Below are 18,306 nucleotides of genomic sequence, written 5' to 3' on the forward strand. Positions count from 1 at the left end.
TTACATTACCTATGAACACGATCATATTTTTCCTGGTCAGCAACACATCTTACAGCGTAAGGCCTTGCCATAAGCCTCTCAATGGGTATCTCCTGACCACAATCTATACATATACCGTATGTGCCCTCATCCATGCGCTTCAAGGCTGCTTCTATCTCGTTCAAAACAGATCTAAGGTTTCTTTGGAGAGCTATTTCTTTTTCCTGCTCGAAGGTATCAGTACCTTCATCGGCCATGTGGTTGCCGTAGCTGCTATCTTCATCTCTAACAGACTCTCCCCATTGAGATGCATCCGATTGCAGATCTCTCAACTCTGAAACTAGTCTAGCACGTTCATCCTCCAATCGCTTTCTTAGTTCGGATATCTGTTGGTCTCTAATGGCCATGTTTGCTATAACTCCTTTCTCAGAAGTCCAGGTAATCTAAATAGTATTGGTTCGTGGATTATATCACAGCATATGTCGATCTCATTTGACGTTGCTCTGCCTTATAATTCACTTGCTATGAAGAGGAGACTAAGGCTTGCTATTACAGGCGGAGGCACGGGCGGACATCTAAGTCCGGCAGTGGCTGTCATAGACGAGATCAGAGCCAGAGAAGATCTGGAGGCGGAGATTCTGTACCTGGGCAGTAAGAACGGTATAGAATCCACTGTCATCCCACTAATGGGGATTGAATACAAACAAATACCTACTGGCAAGCTCAGGCGATATCTATCGTTACAGAATTTTTTAGACATATTTCGTGTAATAGTCGGTATCTTAAAGTCGCTCATACACCTTAGTAGTTTCAAGCCAGAAGTCTTATTTGCTACCGGTGGTTACGTATCGGTGCCTTCAGTCGTAGCGGCAAGTCTGCTGAAGATACCGGTAGTCATCCATGAGCAGACTGGCAGTCTGGGATTAGCCAACCGAATATGTGCACGCTTTGCCGATGTGATAGCAATTTCCATTCCAGATACCGCTAATTTGCCACATCACAAGAAGACTGTCCTTACGGGTAATCCAGTCAGGAAGAACGTTCTCAGCGGCAGCAAGCAGAACGCAGCAAGGAGATTTGGATTCGACCTATCACTACCAACCATCTACATTACGGGCGGCGCCCAAGGATCTCACAAGATAAATACCATTGTCGGGGAAGCTCTGCCACAACTTTTGTCGATGGCGCAGGTAATTCATCAGACTGGCGACTCCGAACACGGTAAACAAGACTACGAACACCTAACCAGAATCGCACTATCGCTCCCACAACAGCTACAACAGAGATACATTCTATTTAGATATATAGGTAATGAAATAGGTGATATATATGCCATCAGCGATCTGGTAGTTGGCAGGGCAGGAGCAGGCACGGTAAACGAGCTTACAGTTCTGGGCAAGCCGTCTGTACTCATACCTTTGCCGCACTCCGCAGGGGACGAGCAAAGAGCAAACGCTGAGAGGCTAGCTCAAGTGGGAGTTGCAGTAGTCATAGAGGAAGCAGAGCTATCATCTAACATACTAGTAGACACCATTAGAGAGCTTGTTTCTACACCTGATAAGCTGAGGCACATGTCAGAAGCTGCATCACAAATAGCTCTAGAGAGAGCTGAACATAAGCTAGTAGATCTTATCCTGCAGGTTGTAGAGAGCAAGAACACAAACTCTAGGTAAGGCTAGTCTTTAGGTAGGCTAGTCTTTGCCAGCCGGTGGATATAGAGACTTACCAATAGCCTCAGCAAGGGTCTTGGCTTGGACGATTTGAATACTGTTTATCTTTTGAGCGTTCTTCTTGACGGGTGCGCAAACTGCTCTCTTGAATCCAAGGCTAGCAGCCTCGGATATCCTTCGATCTATATTAGGGACGCTGCGTAGCTCGCCCGATAACCCTACCTCCCCAACAAATATAGTATCCTCACGCACTGGTCTGTTGAGTGCACTCGAAGCTATAGCTACAGCAACAGCTAGATCGGATGAGGGTTCATCGAGCCTGAGACCCCCAACCACGTTCACATATATATCTTGATCAGCAAGCTTGAGCCCTACTCTTTTGGTGAGCACTGCAATGAGAAGCAGAAGTCTGTTGTAGTCAAGTCCGTTACTGGTCCTTCTAGGTATACCAGTAGGATTATGTATAGCTAGCGCTTGCAATTCAACTAACAATGGACGGCTACCCTCGAGCAGCACAGCTATAGAAGACCCTACTGTGTCCTCAGGCCTTTCTGATAAGAATACCTCCGAAGGATTGGGAACATCTATCAGTCCCTCTTGGGTCATCTCAAAGACCCCCACTTCATTGGTCGATCCATAGCGGTTCTTGGCCGCACGAAGTAATCTGTACTGGTGGGCTCTGTCACCCTCGAGGTACAGGACCGTATCAACTATATGCTCGAGAACTTTGGGTCCTGCAATGGCACCCTCCTTGGTGACATGCCCCACAATAAACATGGGAATGTTCCTAGATTTAGCTGTCAGCATAAGAGCCATAGTACAGTCCCTTACCTGACTTACGCTACCTGCGGCGGATTCAATATTCTCTGAGTATATAGTCTGAATAGAGTCTATGATAACTAGGCTTGGGGACTGTTCCTCGATAAGGTTCAATATGGCCTCCAGGCTCGTCTCAGAAACAGCCCAAAGATTATCTGGTATACGCCCTAGACGAGATGCTCGAAGTCTTATTTGCTCTATAGACTCTTCTCCAGAGACATATAAGACAGTGGACAGCTGATCGCATAGCAGACAACATAGTTGCAACAATAGGGTACTCTTACCCACTCCTGGATCTCCACCTATCAATACCAGCGATCCGGATACTATGCCCCCACCAAGCACCCTGTTAACTTCAGGCATAGGCACATGTATTCTATGTATATCATCTGCTGATACGTCCTTAAGCCTTCTAGGACGCGAAGTAACGTTAGTCGATATCCCACTAGTAGTTGGTGCAGGCTGTTCTACTGTTTCCACATAGGTATTCCACTGCCCGCACTCAGGACACCTACCTTGCCACTTGGGGGAAACATTACCACAACTGTTACAAACATAAACGGTTCTAGATCTAGTCTTAGACATATGTTCCTACTCACTTCTCCATAAAATATGGAATCGGGGTTTTACCCCGATTCCAGATAGATTACAGATAGCATCTATTTGTGAGAACTCGAGCTATGCGGTTACAAGCTCCTCTTCAAGATGCAGCACTATCTCGTCGTCGTGAGCATCAACCACTACTGTAGATCCTGGCTGGAACTTACCCTCAAGGACACCCTCAGCCAGTTTGTCTTCAACCTCTGTCTGTATCAACCTCCTCAGTGGTCGAGCACCATAAGTTTGGTCGTAGCCTCTTCTGGCCAGCGTGTTTAGAGCTTCCTCGGTCAGCTTCAGCTGAATCTGCTGTTCAGCCAGGCGTTCCCTCACGCGATCAATCTGTATGTCTACTATCTTGCGTATATGCTCAGGCGACAACGAGTGGAACACTACCACAGCATCGATTCTATTCAGGAACTCGGGCCTGAAGTGCTTCTTCAGCTCACTCAGAACCTTGTCCCTCATGTTCTCATAAGCCCTCTGTTGGGCCTTAGCCTCATCGGTACGGATCGTAAAGCCTACTGTCGTATCTCGGTTGATCATCTCCGCACCGATGTTGCTGGTCATGATTATGATTGTGTTACGGAAGTTTACCCTCCTACCCTTGGCATCCGTAAGGTGACCATCCTCCAGTATCTGGAGCAGCATATTGAATGCCTCTGGGTGAGCCTTCTCTATTTCATCTAGAAGTATGACAGAGAAGCTCTTCCTGCGGACAGCCTCTGTCAGCTGGCCACCCTCTTCATATCCAACGTATCCTGGAGGAGCTCCAACCAATCTCGCTACCGCATGCCGCTCCATGAACTCTGACATATCAATCTTGATAAGAGCGTCTTCGCTACCAAACATGAACTCGGCAAGCGTCTTAGCGAGCTCAGTCTTACCAACTCCAGTAGGGCCAAGGAATATGAAAGAACCTACTGGCCGCCTTGGGTCTTTCATACCTGTCCTGGCTCGACGCACGGCCCGAGCCACAGTAGTGATAGCCTCATCCTGGCCCACGATGCGCTTGTGGAGCTCTTCCTCCATCTTCAGGAGCCGCTCCGACTCTTCACCAGCTATCCTAGTTAGAGGAATGCCAGTCCACATGCTCACTACCTGGCTTATATCCTCTTCGGTTACATAAGGCTCCTCAGCTTGTTGTTCTTCCTGCCACTGCTGCTCAAGCATGCCTATTCTTTCCTGAAGTCTCTCTTCGCGGTCACGGAAAGCAGCAGCCATCTCATAGTTCTGAGCATTGATAGCGGCTTCCTTCTCGTCCTGTATCGCCTTCAGATGTCTGAGAGCATCCTTCAGGCTTGGAGGACTTGCAGCCCTGTGCATCCTTACTCGGCTGGCAGCCTCATCTACCAGGTCTATAGCCTTATCTGGCAAGAACCTATCGGATACATATCGGGCAGCAAGATAAGCAGCAGCCTTCAGAGCCTCATCGGTAATCTTGAGCTTGTGGTGAGCCTCGTATCTGGGTCTTACACCCTTGAGGATCTCGATAGTCTCCTCAACAGTTGGCTCTTCGACCATGACGGGTTGGAATCGCCTCTCAAGCGCAGCATCTCTCTCTATATACTTGCGATATTCATCCAGAGTGGTAGCACCTATAACCTGGATCTCACCCCTGGAAAGTGCTGGCTTGAGGATATTGGCTGCATCTACAGCACCTTCAGCAGCACCAGCTCCCACTAGTGTATGGAGCTCATCTATGAACAGGATAGCTCCAGACTCCTTGATTTCAGCCATAATCTTCTTGAGGCGCTCCTCGAATTCGCCCCTGTATTTAGTCCCTGCCACAAGAGCTCCCATATCTAATGAGAGCACTCTCTTGTTGAGCAAGGTGTCCGGCACATCGCAATTGACTATTCGCTGAGCCAGCCCCTCTACTATGGCTGTCTTACCAACCCCAGGCTCACCTATCAACGCGGGGTTGTTCTTAGTTCTCCTCGACAGGATCTGCATGACACGCTCGATCTCTTTCTCGCGACCCACTATTGGATCGAGCTTATCATTCCTTGCAAGCTCAGTCAGGTCAGTGCCTAGAGCATCTATGTAGGGTGTCTTTGTAGCAGCTTTACCCTGCTGCGAGTAGGCACTGCTCTGATTTATAACCTGCAGCACCTGAGCCCTTACCTTCTCAAGGTTCACGCCCAGGCTCTCGAGAACCCCAGCTGCTATGCCCTCACCTTCTCGCACTAGGCCAAGCAGGAGGTGTTCGGTACCTATGTAATGATGATTCTGCCTTTTGGCCTCATCAAAGGCGAGCTCTATTACCCTTCTGGCACGAGGAGTCAACCCAATTTCACCCTGAGGCGGTCGCTCACCCCTGCCTATGATAAACTCTACAGCAGCTCTTACCTTTTGGAGCTGGACTCCCATGCTCGCAAGCACGCGCGCAGCTACACCATCACCCTCACGCACCAGACCTAGAAGTATATGCTCGGTGCCAATATAGTTATGATTAAAGCGCGCTGCTTCCTCATGGGCCAAGCTCAGAACCTTACGTGCCCTCTCAGTAAATCGATCGAAGCGTTCGCCTCTATCACTCATCTTTCTAACTCCCTCTAGCGAACGAAGGGGACAAAACCCCTACCAAAAGTTTAGCAACGGTATGGACTAGGTGCAACTAGTTTTACCACCATCATACACCTAGCACAACCCCTCTATGTAATTTCAACCGAAAAGAGACTTTTATTCTTCCCTTTCTCCTCCCTCCGCAGACTCCTCTTCCCCTTCGCCGGCAGCATAGTCAGGCTCATCCAACTGTCGAACGCTCAAACCTATGCGACGCCTCTGCGTGTCCATTTTGATGACACGAAGCCTCAACTTGTCACCAACCTGTACTTTAGTATCTCCCAGCTCGGACATATGAACCAGGCCCTCTATGCCATCTTCTAACCTTACAAAAACTCCAAAGGGGGCTATCTGTGTCACCTCCCCTTCCACAATCTGACCTACATCATATCTTTCCATTGCAGTGGCCCAGGGCTCTGGTTGCGTCCGCTTCATGCTCAGGGCTATTTTCTTGTGCTCGCGATCTATATTGAGCACCATGACATCAACCTCATCACCAGGCTTTAACACCTCGCTGGGATGGTTGATTCGCCCCCAAGATATCTCCGACAGGTGTATGAGCCCATCAGCGCCTCCTATATCTACAAAGGCACCGAAATCCGCAAGGCTAGTTACCCTACCCTTTACTATCTGTCCTTCACGTAGCTCCTCAATTAGTCGTTCTTTACTAGTTTCCTTTCTTTCCTGGGTGGCTATCCTCTCAGAGAGTATCAAGCGGTTACGCTTTCTGTTGACCTCTATTACTTTAGCTTGCAGTGTTCTGCCCACCAAGTTAGCAAGCTCAGACTGCCTATCAGCATCATTTGAACTGACAAGGAAGCTGATCTGAGAGGAAGGAATGAAGCCTCTTAGTCCGCCTAGATCTACGAGTAGTCCTCCCTTGTTATACCCCACAACCTTGCAATCGACGATCTCGCCGGTTTCAAGCTTCTGCTGAAGTTCACGCCACAAGCGCTCTGCTCTAGCCCTATCTACAGATAGAACTATACGTCCCTCATTATCCTCACTGGCATTGAGCACGGAGACCACGATAGGCTGCCCCGGCTCAAGAGACTCCTTCTCTTCCTCGCTTAGCGTAGTCAACTCAGAGGCCGGAACTATACCTTCGCTCTTCCCACCCACATCCACTATCAGGTCGCCGTTATCGAACCCCATTACTACACCATCTACGATCTCGTTTCGGTGCAGAGTCCGATAGTCCGCCTCCCCGCTAGCCAGAATATCCTCCATGGTGATATCTTCTTCTGGCTGGGAGTTTTGTTGCTCTCTTTGGGAGCGCGGATTGTTATCTTTGTCCTGTGAACCAGCGGATGGGTTACCCGAACCGCTGCCTTCTCTGTCTAACTCCTCGTTCTCTCCAGGAAAAGGATCGTTATAGTGTTGACCTGTGGTGCCCATGGATTCGTGTGTCATTTATCTCCCTTTTGCCGTAAGTAGAACTAACGGCTCCGATGTGCGCCATTGGGTCGCACTCGTGAGCCGTCTGCTGACATTATAGTAAATTAGGGAATACCTATCAACGAAAGCTCGAAAGGCAAGACATATGAGCTATTGGAATAAATTTCACTAAGGGGCTACCTTCAAGCTCTCGAGCTCCATCTGGATGGCATCACAGGCTGTGGAGATATCCTCTTTAGTAAAGTACCCTAGGTGTCCCAGCCTGATAATCCTCCCAGAGAGTTCGGCTTGCCCTCCGCCTACTATGACTCCGTGTTTATCTCGCAAGTTATTCTTGAAGGCTTTACCATCTATACCTTCAGGGACTTTGATAGCCGTAACTGTGTTGGAAGCATAGCGCTCATCAGCAAATAGCTCTAACCCCATTTCTTTTATACGATTCCTCGTATAAGCCCCTGCTTCAGCATGCCTCTCCCATATAGCCTCAAGTCCTTCTCGCATCATCAAATCTAGAGCAACTTCCAAGGCATAGAAAAGACTTACAGCAGGAGTGTAAGGTGTCTGACCCTTCTCGAGCGAGGATTTTGCTGCCCTGAAATCCCAGTAATACCTGGGAAGCTTTGCAGCCTGAACAGCTTGCCATGCACGCTCACTGACGCTAACCATGACCATACCCGGTGGTATCATCCAAGCCTTCTGGGATCCTGAAACCACAACATCCAGGCCCCATTCATCTGTCAGAACAGGGATAGCCCCCATAGAACTCACAGCATCTACCAAAAGCAGCAGGTTTCTTTCCTTTACTATAGTTGCCAGATCCTTGAGAGGATTAGTAACGCCTGTTGAAGTTTCGTTATGGGTAATCAATACTGCCTTCACGTCAGGGTTTTCATCGAGAGCCTGGCGGAGTTGCTCAGGATCAACAGCTCTACCCTTGGGTATGGAGACACGTCGCACATCAAGTCCAAAGGTCTCGGCTATCTTGGCGAACCTGTCACCGAAAACTCCTATACTAACAGCCAGTACTGGATCCCGTGGCGACAAAGTGTTTACAATCGCCGCTTCCAATCCCCCGGTACCCGAAGCGGGAAATATTAACACATCTCCCTTTGTACAGTAGAAATACTTGAGCGACTCGGTGCACTGATTTAGAATATTGGCGAATTCCGGTCCTCTATGGTCTATCATGTCCCTGTGCATCGCTGCTTGCACTTGTGCAGGCAAAGGGGTTGGCCCCGGAATTCTTAGGTTCTGACGCATAACACTCATTCTCCTAATAAAGATGCACGCTTTCACTATTATAAGAGATTACACATGCTATTAGTTATCACGACACAACTATCAGAGCTTATGCTATATTCCCGCTGAGAAATAGCTGAGGTTCCATAAAGGTGAGAGAAATAAGGTTTACCAAGAGGGCTAAAGAGATAACTATATGGATCTCGATAGCCGTAATTCTTTACTTCCTCCATAGCACTGCTCACCTGCTTACACCGTTTATCTGGGCTATTGTAGCTACATATATCTTCCATCCACTTGTAAGTTTTTTGTCCAGAGAATCGGGAGTACCTAGAGCTATATGGATCATACTATTGTACATAGCTGCTTTCTCAGCGGTCGCATGGAGCCTGATAAACGTCGTACCTATCATCAGAGACCAATCACTAGCCCTTGCTAACCAAGTACCGTACATCCTTAACCAAATAGAGGGCATTATCAATCGAAACCAGATGTTGCGAGAGTGGGGAATATCAGTCGATCTCAAGCAATTGGAATCACAGGTCGTAGCTCTTAGCGATAACTTCGCAGATTACGCACGCCGGATGGCAGTACCTATACTAACTGTGGTTATAGACAAAGCAGTTAAGTTCTTTATATTTCTCGTAGCTACATTCTTTCTACTTCTCCATGCGGATCACATCAAGAGCTCACTTCTTGAGTTCACCCCAGCCCCGTACAGGCACGAGATAGAGAACTTACTGAGGAGAATCAACGATACGTTAGGGGCTTACCTAAGGAGCCAGCTAATTCTGCTAGCCATAATGACCATAGCTACCTGGATATTCCTATCCGCTATACATGTGCAGTACGCCCTGCTTCTGGGAGTATTGACCGGTTTTCTGGAGCTCATACCTATTATCGGACCTTACACGGCAGGAGGTATAGCTGTTAGCGTAGCCTTGTTCCAGTCAAACCCTCCATTTGGGTGGAGTAACTTCACGCTCGCGGCAGTGGTAGCGCTAGGATACTTTATATTACGTCAGTTAGAAGACAATTTAGTAATACCGTTTCTGATTGGTAGGGTGGTACATCTCAACCCAATAATAGTCATATTCTTTATAATGGCTGGGGCCAGCTATGGAGGTATATTGGGACTTCTAATTGCTGTGCCAATTGCCTCGGTCCTGCGCATAATCGCTCAGTATCTTTATAGCAAGATAATCGCTCCTGAGCCGGCGTTCTTCGTTACACTGTCAAAGGATGATAACCCCATCGAGCAAACTATTAAGGCCATACAATCTGGAGCAAGGCGCATAGTGTTGATCTCAGCAGAGGGCAATAACGCTCTAAGGGAACACGTTACTTTCCAACAACTGGTAAATCTTATGAACACAGAAGATGTCGAGATAACCGTGATCGCTCCGGATTCGATTACTCAGGCTCTAGCTACAGCCCACGGGATGAAGCTGAATGGGAACGGATGTTAGTAATATAATGATCAGAGCTGGAAGGTTGTCAGATATAGCCTTATGTGAGAGGCTAGATGCCAGCTTCACCACCGATCTGGTTTGGCAGATAGCACTAGACTCCTATGGGATAGGTTCAGAAGAAGATATTTCCCTTCGACTACTAACCGCTAGGCTACCAAGGCCTAGAGCAATAACTGATCCTCCGATCCCATCACATCTCGAGAGCAAATGGGACAGGTTAGGTCTGTTCTTAGTGGCCGAGATAGACAAGCTAGTTGGCTTCCTATGCGCAAGTATAGAGGAGCAATACCTCAGGATCGAGCAAATAGTGGTAGATAAGCCATTCCGCAGATTAGGCATCGGTAATTCCCTGATGGGTGCTACTATCAGCTGGGCTAGAGAAAACCATATGAAGGCAATTACTTGCACAATATCGACTAAGAACTATCCAGGTATAACGTTCTTTAGGTCGCAGGGCTTTCATATATGTGGCTATAATGAGAAGCATTTCACTTCTGGAGATATAGCTATCTATATGGCACTGGAACTACTAGATGAATAGAGAATTTTTGATCGTTGGTCTCGGCAATCCTGGAAAAGAGTACGAACATACACGACACAATATAGGCTTCCTAGTAGTAGATGAGCTAGCCCGTAGATATAAATCATCTGGATTCTCTCTAATCGACAGAGCATTAGTGGCAGAAATCTGTATAGATGGTCACAAAGCAATCTTGGCCAAGCCCGTTACCTACATGAACAACAGTGGGCAGGCAGTCAAGCTTCTGCTCAGACGCTACAATCTGGAATATCAGAGTTCCCTGATAGTTATATATGATGACCTAGATCTACCATTTGGAACCATTAGGGTGAGAACCAAAGGTAGCTCAGGAGGTCATCGAGGAGTTCAGTCGATAATAGATACTATTGGAAGTAACGAATTCTTAAGAGTTCGAGTGGGTATAGGGAGAGACCCCAAGTTAGATCCAGTAGATTACGTCCTTGGAAGATGGAACAAGGAGCAACTGCCTTACATTGATCACATGATCACTCACGCAGCAGATGCAGTGGAATCTTTGATCAAAGAAGGTGTTGAGATTACCATGAATAGCTTCAACACCAAATCAACGAAATAGGTATAAAACGACTTGATATACTAGATAGGTTACCAATATTACTTTCCTGGATATAAATGACAACAAAGCCTCTAATAGAACTACTATCTAAGTCCAATCAAATCCAGCATCTAAAGGCACAACTCAGTAGAGGAGAAAAGGTCTGTTATCTTCCATCTGCTGTCCCTTCTGCCTACCCAGCTTTGTGGGCAACATTATTTGCCGAGATGCACACAGACACTCTGTTGATAGTGCCAAGGCCAGAAGAAGCTCAGAACGTAGCTGACTCTCTATCTACATACCTATGGGATCCTAAGAGGGTACTGCTATGGCCGGCACACGATGATCTACCTTATGAGAGAATAGCTAGTCCAACTCAAGACTCTCCATTCAGAAGGCTATCAGCCTTGGAGCGAATATTACGAACAGATAGGGAGCCACTGCTAATCGTCGCAAGCGTTAAATCCATCTTGGAACCCACGTTGGCTCGACGCTACTTTGAGGATCATAGAGAGTTTGTCAAGACAGGAGACGCTGTAGATATCATTGCCTTGGCTAACAGAGTGGCCGAGCTCGGTTATTCACCCGTTGCCAGTGTCGAAGAAGTCGGTCAGTTCTCACGGCGAGGCGGTATCTTTGACATATGGACACCATCATCAGATCTGCCAATTAGATTAGAACTCTTTGGCGATGAAGTTGAAAGCATAAGGCTGTTTGATCCAGAAACACAAAGATCCACCCGAGAAATAGAATCATTCTCTATAATTTCGCCATACGAGATACCAGTTGCTGAGTATGAGTCAGCACTGGAACGCCTTCAGCAGATAGATCTGTCTAATCTGCGCCATGAAGTAACATCCAGCTGGAAACAATCCCTGGAAAAGCTATCAGCAGGTGACCTTCCGGCCATACATAGCATAATAGCTCCATACTTTCCAAGTGGCCTGGGTAATCTGCTTGACTACCTTAGCGAAGGCACTATAGTCTTCACCGATCTGCCTGACAGGCTTGCGCTTACAGCGAGCACCCTGCGTTCACACATTGAAGGTATGCGACTGGAGATGGAGCAGTCAGGGGATATACCCTCGAACCTGCTTAGTCCTGTATTTGAATGGAGCTATATAGAGGATAGACTCAAGGCGCTACCGAAGATAGAACCTGTCAATTCGGCTGAGGGAAACCTTAAATTCTATCCCGCTCCACAGATTAGATCCAGCACCATAGACATAGTGGATAACCTGCGATCTTGGATTGACGAGGGTAGAACTGTATTTATCGTAACACGGCACCACGAGAGAATCCGCCACGTAGCCAAAGAGCACAACTTGCCACTGGCACTAGATGAAGATGTTAAACAGGGGCAGATGTTCATAGTACCTGGCTCCATTCAAGATGGTTGGATATGTGACGATATCAATCTGGTGGTTCTTTCAGACACTGAACTTTGGGGCTATAGGGAGCCAAGAAGGGCACGCTCTCCAAGGAAAGCTCCTCAGAGAGTCTTCCTAGCTGACCTCCAGCCAGGTAGCTACGTAGTACATGTAGACCATGGGGTAGCTAAGTACGTAGGCAATGTTATGAGAGGTAGCTCGGGAGCAGAACGAGAGTACCTGGTGTTGGAGTATGCCGGAGGGGACAGACTATACGTACCCGTAGATCAAATAGATAGAATCTCTCCATACATTGGTGGAGGTGAGCCTGCGCTCAGTCGGTTGGGAACCGCCGACTGGGCGCGTACCAAAAGAAGAGCCAAGAAGGCAGCAGATCAACTAGCTAAAGAGTTACTTCAGCTATACGCAGCCCGAGAGATAGCCAAGGGTCATAGCTTTTCTCCAGACAATGAGCTCCATAAAGAGTTCGAAAGTGCGTTCCCTTACGTGGAAACGGATGATCAATTGGCAGCCATTGAAGATGTCAAGGCCGATATGGAATCGCCAAAGCCTATGGATAGGTTGATATGCGGAGATGTGGGGTACGGCAAAACCGAAGTGGCGCTTAGAGCTGCATTCAAGGCTGTGGCAGATGGCAAACAAGTCGCAGTACTCGTCCCCACAACCGTGCTTGCATTGCAGCATTATGAGACCTTTAGATCCAGATTTAACCCATTTGGCATACGAGTTGAGATGCTGTCCAGGCTACGGACCAAGAAGGAGAGGGACCAAGTCCTGGAAGATTTGCAGAAGGGTAATGTTGATATAGTTATAGGCACGCATACCATCCTTCAAAAAAATGTAGTTTTCAAGGACCTTGGGCTAGTCATAGTAGATGAGGAGCAAAGATTTGGCGTCAAGCACAAGGAGACGCTTAAGCAGATACGTACTCAGGTAGACGTGCTGACTCTTACAGCCACCCCTATACCCAGGACTCTGCAAATGGCGCTTTCGGGAGTGAGGGATATGAGTGTGATAGAAACTGCTCCCGAGGATCGCTTGCCTGTATACACCTATATTGTTCCGAAGAATGACAGCATTATCAGGGACAGTATCATAAGGGAGTTGGAACGAGGCGGTCAGGTCTTCTACGTGCATAATAGAGTGCAGGACATCTACAAGGTAGCGCACAAACTACAAGAGATGGTGCCAGAAGCTCGCATCACTGTTGCCCATGGTCAAATGCCAGAACAGCAGCTAGAGCAGGTAATGCTGGACTTCATGCATCACCATTACGATGTTCTAGTATGTACCACCATTATCGAGTCAGGATTGGATATCCCCAACGCTAATACGCTAATAGTGGACGATGCCACACATATGGGCTTGGCTCAACTCTATCAGCTACGGGGTAGAGTGGGTAGAAGCAGCAATCGAGCATACGCATACCTCATGTACAGACCTGATGCCAGGATGACAGAGGATGCACAGAAAAGACTGGAAGCAATTTCAGAAGCTACGCAGCTGGGTGCTGGCTTCCGAGTAGCTATGAAGGACCTTGAGATAAGGGGAGCAGGCAATTTCTTGGGGCCAGAGCAAAGCGGGCATGTTTATGCCATTGGACTAGAGCTTTACACCCAAATGATAGAGAGAGCGGTACAGGAACTGCGTACAGGACAACCCATAAGTGAGCCCCCAGCAGTAACGATAGATCTACCGATTCCAGCTCTGATACCCGAACATTACGTCTCTGATAGAGACACCAGAATCAGGTTGTACAGGCGATTAGCATCTACATCAACGGCACGTGAGCTTAGATCGATGGAAAGCGAGATGCGAGATAGGTTCGGACCGCTACCTGAAGAGGCTATCAACCTGATCAAGCTCATAGATCTCAAGATAGTAGCAGCAAAAGCAGGTGTCACTGCAATACGAGCAGCTGACAACGAAGTAATAATCAAGACTGACAACCCTCCACCTGCTGAGAGGCTGGCACATTGGCGAGGAGTTAGAGTAGTGCCTGGTCAGGTAAGAGTAGAGATTAGTGGCAAGCCCGATCGATGGCTTACTAGGTTAAGGTCCGTACTACTTCAGATGTCCTACACGCCCGAGGAGTATCAGTCAACCGGCCTGGAAGATAGGATGGTTAGCGGGAGATAAGATTGATAACAGTTACCCCATCTCCTCCCTCACCCGGACCACCAGGCCGAAACCCAGAGACCAGTGGATGACCTTGCAGCATGCTCCTGACTGCATCCCGCAGAGCTCCAGTACCATAGCCATGAATTATACGTGCTGTTGGTATACCCTGTATGTAAGCATCATTAAGGTATTCATCAAGCTTAGAAAGAGCCTCCTCAGCTCTCATTCCCCTCAAGTCAAGTTCTGTAGAGATGTTGGCCCTAACATCGACATTTAGCCTGACACCACGGGTACGCGTTTGAGACGATGTCTCAGTACTTTGCTTCCCCCCTACGACCTCCAGATCAGATAGTGGGACCCTAGAACGGAGGCTACCTACTTGTACTTCAGCGGTAGAATCACTTATACTGAGAACCTTTCCCTCAGTACCAAAGCTCTTTATTCTCACACTATCTCCTACCTGAGGGAGCCTTCTAATGACACTAGGTCTCTTCGAACCTCTTGTAGACTTCCTTACACGGCGCTCAACATTCTCCACTGCTCTTAGAGCATCAGCGATCTCCCCCAGTTTGCTCGCTGCCTGAGAGGCACTCAACCTTCTTCTAACCTCATCGATCTCCCGACGTACATCTTCCAGTTCTCTTAGAGCCTGCTGATATCCCTCTTCAAGAGCTTGCTCCCTTATTCTTTCAGCTTCCTGGAGTTCAGCTGCAGCACGTGAACGAAGCTCTTCCGCCTCACGTCTAATCTGTTCTGCCTCAGCTAATCTCTGATCTGCCAGCTTCTTTTCGGCCTCTATCTGTTCCAATAGATCGTTGGCAGCTCTGCTTTCAGGAGAGACCCTAGATTTTGCCGCCTCAATGACCACCTTAGGTAAGCCCAACCTCTGGGCAATATCTATGGCATAGCTACGACCCGGAAGACCAATCGTTAGCCTATACGTGGGGGAGAGTGTCTCCAGATCAAACTCTACAGCCGCATTAGTAACGCCTGGAGTAGTCTGAGCATATACCTTGATCTCGGGATAGTGGGTGGTAGCTACCACCAAAGCCCGCTTTTCAAGCAGATAATCGATAATTGCTTCGGCTATAGCTGCCCCTTCTTCCGGATCTGTACCTGCTCCCAACTCGTCCAGCAGCAGTAAAGTATCAGGACCAGCCACCTCTAGCATCTTCTTAATATTGATGACGTGAGAAGAGAATGTCGACAAGCTTTGCTCAATGCTTTGCTCGTCGCCTATATCAGCCAAAATGTACTTCAACACTGGCACGCGCGCACGCTCGCTAGTAGGTAAGTGCAGCCCACTTAGAGCCATTAGAGAGAGGAGTCCTGTAGTCTTGAGGGCAACTGTCTTACCGCCAGTATTGGGTCCAGTTATAACCAGTACTCTGAAATCTCCCCCCAGGAAAATGGTTATGGGCACTACATCCCTACCTAATAGCGGATGCCTAGCATCGGGCAGGAATAGTTTATCTCCTTCATACTCAGCGCTTACAAGCTCAGGCTCACAAGCATGCAAATGCTGAGAGAACTTCGCCTTGGCCAAGGCAAAGTCCAATCTAGCGAGAGCAAGCAAAGTCCTCATAATATCTGAAGCAACCGAAGCAACCGCTTCGGATAGCTGGGCAAGTATCCTTTCTATCTCCTCGGATTCCTGCCTACGAAGCTCAGTAATCCTGTTACCCATGTCTACGGTAGCTAGTGGTTCTACAAATAGCGTCTGCCCACTACCCGACACATCGTGAACTATACCTGGTATCCTGTGTCTCGCATCCGCACGTACGGGAACTACATATCTCCCATCTCTCTGAGTAATGATCGGCTCCTGCAGGGCATCTCTATAAGAGGAGGAGCTAATCAGACTATTGAGGTGCTGCATTAAGCGATCATGTGCAGATCTCAGTTGCGATCTTATCCTTGCAAGAGTCGTACTGGCAGAGTCGCGTACCTGAGCCTGGTCATCTATGGCCGCGTCTATTTGTTTACGCAGATCAGACAGGTCAACTATGTGCCTCAACTGAGCAGATAGCAGAGAAAAGGAGTCTGCATCTTCCAAGACCTTACCAAGCTGCCTGGAGAAGCTGTTGGCAGCTGCTATAGTATCAGAGATCTGTAACAGCTCCGAAGGATCCAGTACGCCTCCCAGACTCGCCTTTGTGACCAGGCTTCTAATATCCCTTGCTCCGCCTATCGTTATATCTGGCTTAAGCTGTAAAACTCTGAGAGCCTCAGTTGTCTCCCGCTGAGACCTTATAGCCCCATCCAGATCATTCAGCGGACGTAGGGATAGAGCCAGCTCTCTACTAAGGCTAAACGAGGTGTGCTTACTTAAGAGCTGTAGTATCTTATCGTATTCTAGGCTTGTATATGCTTTATCCTGTATATCCAAAGTGTGCAGGTTTACTCCACGTAGTATATGACAGGCATCATGAGTGCCATTCAAAGATTATGATATAATCTAGCCGCGTATAGGATTTTTAGAGTTCTCGGAGCATCGAGCATAATGACCATACCTCTAATCTTCGAATGGAGCCGAGATGGCGCCACTGGATACAGTCTACCAGATAGTCAAGTCCCTACAGTAAATCTCCCAGAGGAGCTGTTAAGGGAAAATCTCGCTCTGCCAGAAGTCAGCGAGCTTGAGGTAATTCGTCACTTCGTGAGGCTGTCTCAGTTAAACTTTGCCATAGATACTACCTTTTATCCTCTTGGCTCTTGTACGATGAAGTACAACCCCAAAGTCAACGAAGAGGTGGCTGCTCACCGGGGCATTAGGAGAGTTCATCCATATACTCCTATCGAAAAGGTCCAAGGGGCATTACAAGTTATGTATGAGCTCCAGCAGGCATTAGCCGAAATTGCTGGCATGGACGCCGTCTCATTGCAACCGGCTGCAGGCGCACATGGCGAGCTGACCGGTATGCTCGTGATTAGAGCGTACTTAGATAGCATAGGACAGACACACAAAACTAAAGTAATAGTGCCAGATTCCGCTCATGGCACAAACCCAGCCACCGCCGCTATGGCCGGATATCAGGTAGTAACCGTCAGGAGCGATGATCGCGGTAACGTTGACCTCGAGGAACTAAAGCGCCTGGTGGATGAGGAAGTGGCCGCCATGATGCTTACTAATCCCAATACCCTTGGGTTGTTTGATGAGCATATCAGAGAGATATGCGAAGTTATTCATGAAGCTGGCGGACTGATGTACGGTGATGGCGCAAACATGAATGCCATAATGGGTATAGTTAAACCAGGCGAGCTTGGGTTTGACGTGCTTCACTTTAACTTGCACAAAACCTTCACAACACCCCATGGTGGAGGAGGTCCCGGGGCAGGGCCAATAGCAGTTAAAGACTTCTTAGCTCCATTTTTGCCATCGCCAATAGTAACAGCTCGAGATACAGAGGAAGGTAGGATCTATCAATTCCAAGATCCCCCCAAGAGCATAGGAAAAGTAAGATCTCTATGGGGGAATTTTGCAGTACTGGTAAGGGCGTACACATATATAATGCAGCAAGGCTCTGAGGGTCTAAGGTCTGTCAGTGAACACGCTATACTCAATGCAAACTATCTTTTGTCTCTACTAAGAGACGCTTATCAGGTACCCTATGATCGTCCCTGTATGCACGAGTTCGTACTTTCAGGGTCAAAGCAGAAGCGATTTGGTGTTCGTACCCTAGATATAGCTAAGAGGCTCATCGATTATGGCTTTCATCCGCCGACAATCTACTTCCCGCTTATTGTAGAAGAATGTCTGATGATTGAACCTACTGAGACGGAAAATAAGAGAACCTTGGATGAGTTTGCTGCAGCTATGATAAAAATAGCCGAAGAAGCTGAGAAAGATCCGGAACTAGTAAAGTCAGCACCGCATAATGCTGTCGTAAGAAGGCTAGATGAAACGACGGCAGCTAGGAAACCTGACCTGGTGTACCAGCAAGCAGTGGAATGAAAA

The 18,306-nt window shown here is 47.9% G+C and carries 12 protein-coding genes; 6 read left to right on the forward strand and 6 right to left on the reverse strand.

Annotated elements, in window-relative coordinates:
• Positions 1-5: 5 nt before the first annotated feature.
• Positions 6-386: a TraR/DksA family transcriptional regulator gene (locus TTER_RS06830; protein WP_012875288.1), complete on the reverse strand. Its 381-nt coding sequence runs from the start codon at positions 384-386 to the stop codon at positions 6-8.
• A 72-nt stretch (positions 387-458) separates the two neighbouring features.
• Between TTER_RS06830 and murG the strand changes: the two genes are divergently transcribed.
• Complete coding sequence (murG, locus tag TTER_RS06835; RefSeq protein ID WP_083768824.1) at positions 459-1,652, forward strand: undecaprenyldiphospho-muramoylpentapeptide beta-N-acetylglucosaminyltransferase; 1,194 nt, start codon at positions 459-461, stop codon at positions 1,650-1,652.
• An 18-nt stretch (positions 1,653-1,670) separates the two neighbouring features.
• On the opposite strand, the gene radA is transcribed toward murG, so the two are convergent.
• From radA to TTER_RS06855, 4 genes are all read right to left on the reverse strand, one after another.
• A complete protein-coding gene (radA, locus tag TTER_RS06840; RefSeq protein ID WP_012875290.1) occupies positions 1,671-3,053 on the reverse strand; it encodes a DNA repair protein RadA in 1,383 nt (460 codons plus the stop codon).
• Positions 3,054-3,146: 93 nt separating this feature from the next.
• Entirely contained in the window at positions 3,147-5,609 is a 2,463-nt protein-coding gene (locus tag TTER_RS06845; protein ID WP_012875291.1) for an ATP-dependent Clp protease ATP-binding subunit, read from the reverse strand.
• Between the two features lie 141 nt (positions 5,610-5,750).
• Positions 5,751-7,046, reverse strand: a complete 1,296-nt coding sequence (locus TTER_RS06850) for a 30S ribosomal protein S1 (protein WP_012875292.1) — start codon at positions 7,044-7,046, stop codon at positions 5,751-5,753.
• Positions 7,047-7,199: 153 nt separating this feature from the next.
• Positions 7,200-8,291, reverse strand: a complete 1,092-nt coding sequence (locus TTER_RS06855) for a pyridoxal-phosphate-dependent aminotransferase family protein (RefSeq protein WP_012875293.1) — start codon at positions 8,289-8,291, stop codon at positions 7,200-7,202.
• 131 nt (positions 8,292-8,422) lie between these two features.
• Here TTER_RS06855 and TTER_RS06860 point away from each other — a divergent pair, with 131 nt between their 5' ends.
• The 4 genes from TTER_RS06860 to mfd are packed head-to-tail and all read left to right on the forward strand — an operon-like array spanning position 8,423 to position 14,366.
• Positions 8,423-9,739, forward strand: coding sequence for an AI-2E family transporter (locus TTER_RS06860; protein WP_012875294.1), 1,317 nt, complete (start codon positions 8,423-8,425; stop codon positions 9,737-9,739).
• Positions 9,723-10,283, forward strand: a complete 561-nt coding sequence (locus TTER_RS06865) for a GNAT family N-acetyltransferase (RefSeq protein ID WP_012875295.1) — start codon at positions 9,723-9,725, stop codon at positions 10,281-10,283. The genes TTER_RS06860 and TTER_RS06865 overlap by 17 nt, the downstream gene beginning before the upstream one ends.
• Positions 10,276-10,857: an aminoacyl-tRNA hydrolase gene (gene pth, locus TTER_RS06870; RefSeq protein ID WP_012875296.1), complete on the forward strand. Its 582-nt coding sequence runs from the start codon at positions 10,276-10,278 to the stop codon at positions 10,855-10,857. The genes TTER_RS06865 and pth overlap by 8 nt, the downstream gene beginning before the upstream one ends.
• A 56-nt stretch (positions 10,858-10,913) precedes the next feature.
• Positions 10,914-14,366 (forward strand): transcription-repair coupling factor, encoded by a 3,453-nt coding sequence (gene mfd / locus TTER_RS06875; protein WP_012875297.1) that lies wholly within the window; start codon positions 10,914-10,916, stop codon positions 14,364-14,366.
• Here the strand turns inward: mfd and TTER_RS06880 are convergent.
• Positions 14,353-16,737, reverse strand: a complete 2,385-nt coding sequence (locus tag TTER_RS06880) for an endonuclease MutS2 (protein WP_012875298.1) — start codon at positions 16,735-16,737, stop codon at positions 14,353-14,355. The two genes, mfd and TTER_RS06880, sit on opposite strands and share 14 nt — an antisense overlap.
• Positions 16,738-16,851: 114 nt before the next feature.
• Here TTER_RS06880 and gcvPB point away from each other — a divergent pair, with 114 nt between their 5' ends.
• Positions 16,852-18,303, forward strand: a complete 1,452-nt coding sequence (gcvPB, locus tag TTER_RS06885) for an aminomethyl-transferring glycine dehydrogenase subunit GcvPB (RefSeq protein WP_012875299.1) — start codon at positions 16,852-16,854, stop codon at positions 18,301-18,303.
• Positions 18,304-18,306: the final 3 nt, after the last annotated feature.

The sequence above is a fragment of the Thermobaculum terrenum ATCC BAA-798 genome (assembly GCF_000025005.1).
Lineage (GTDB): Bacteria > Chloroflexota > Chloroflexia > Thermobaculales > Thermobaculaceae > Thermobaculum > Thermobaculum terrenum.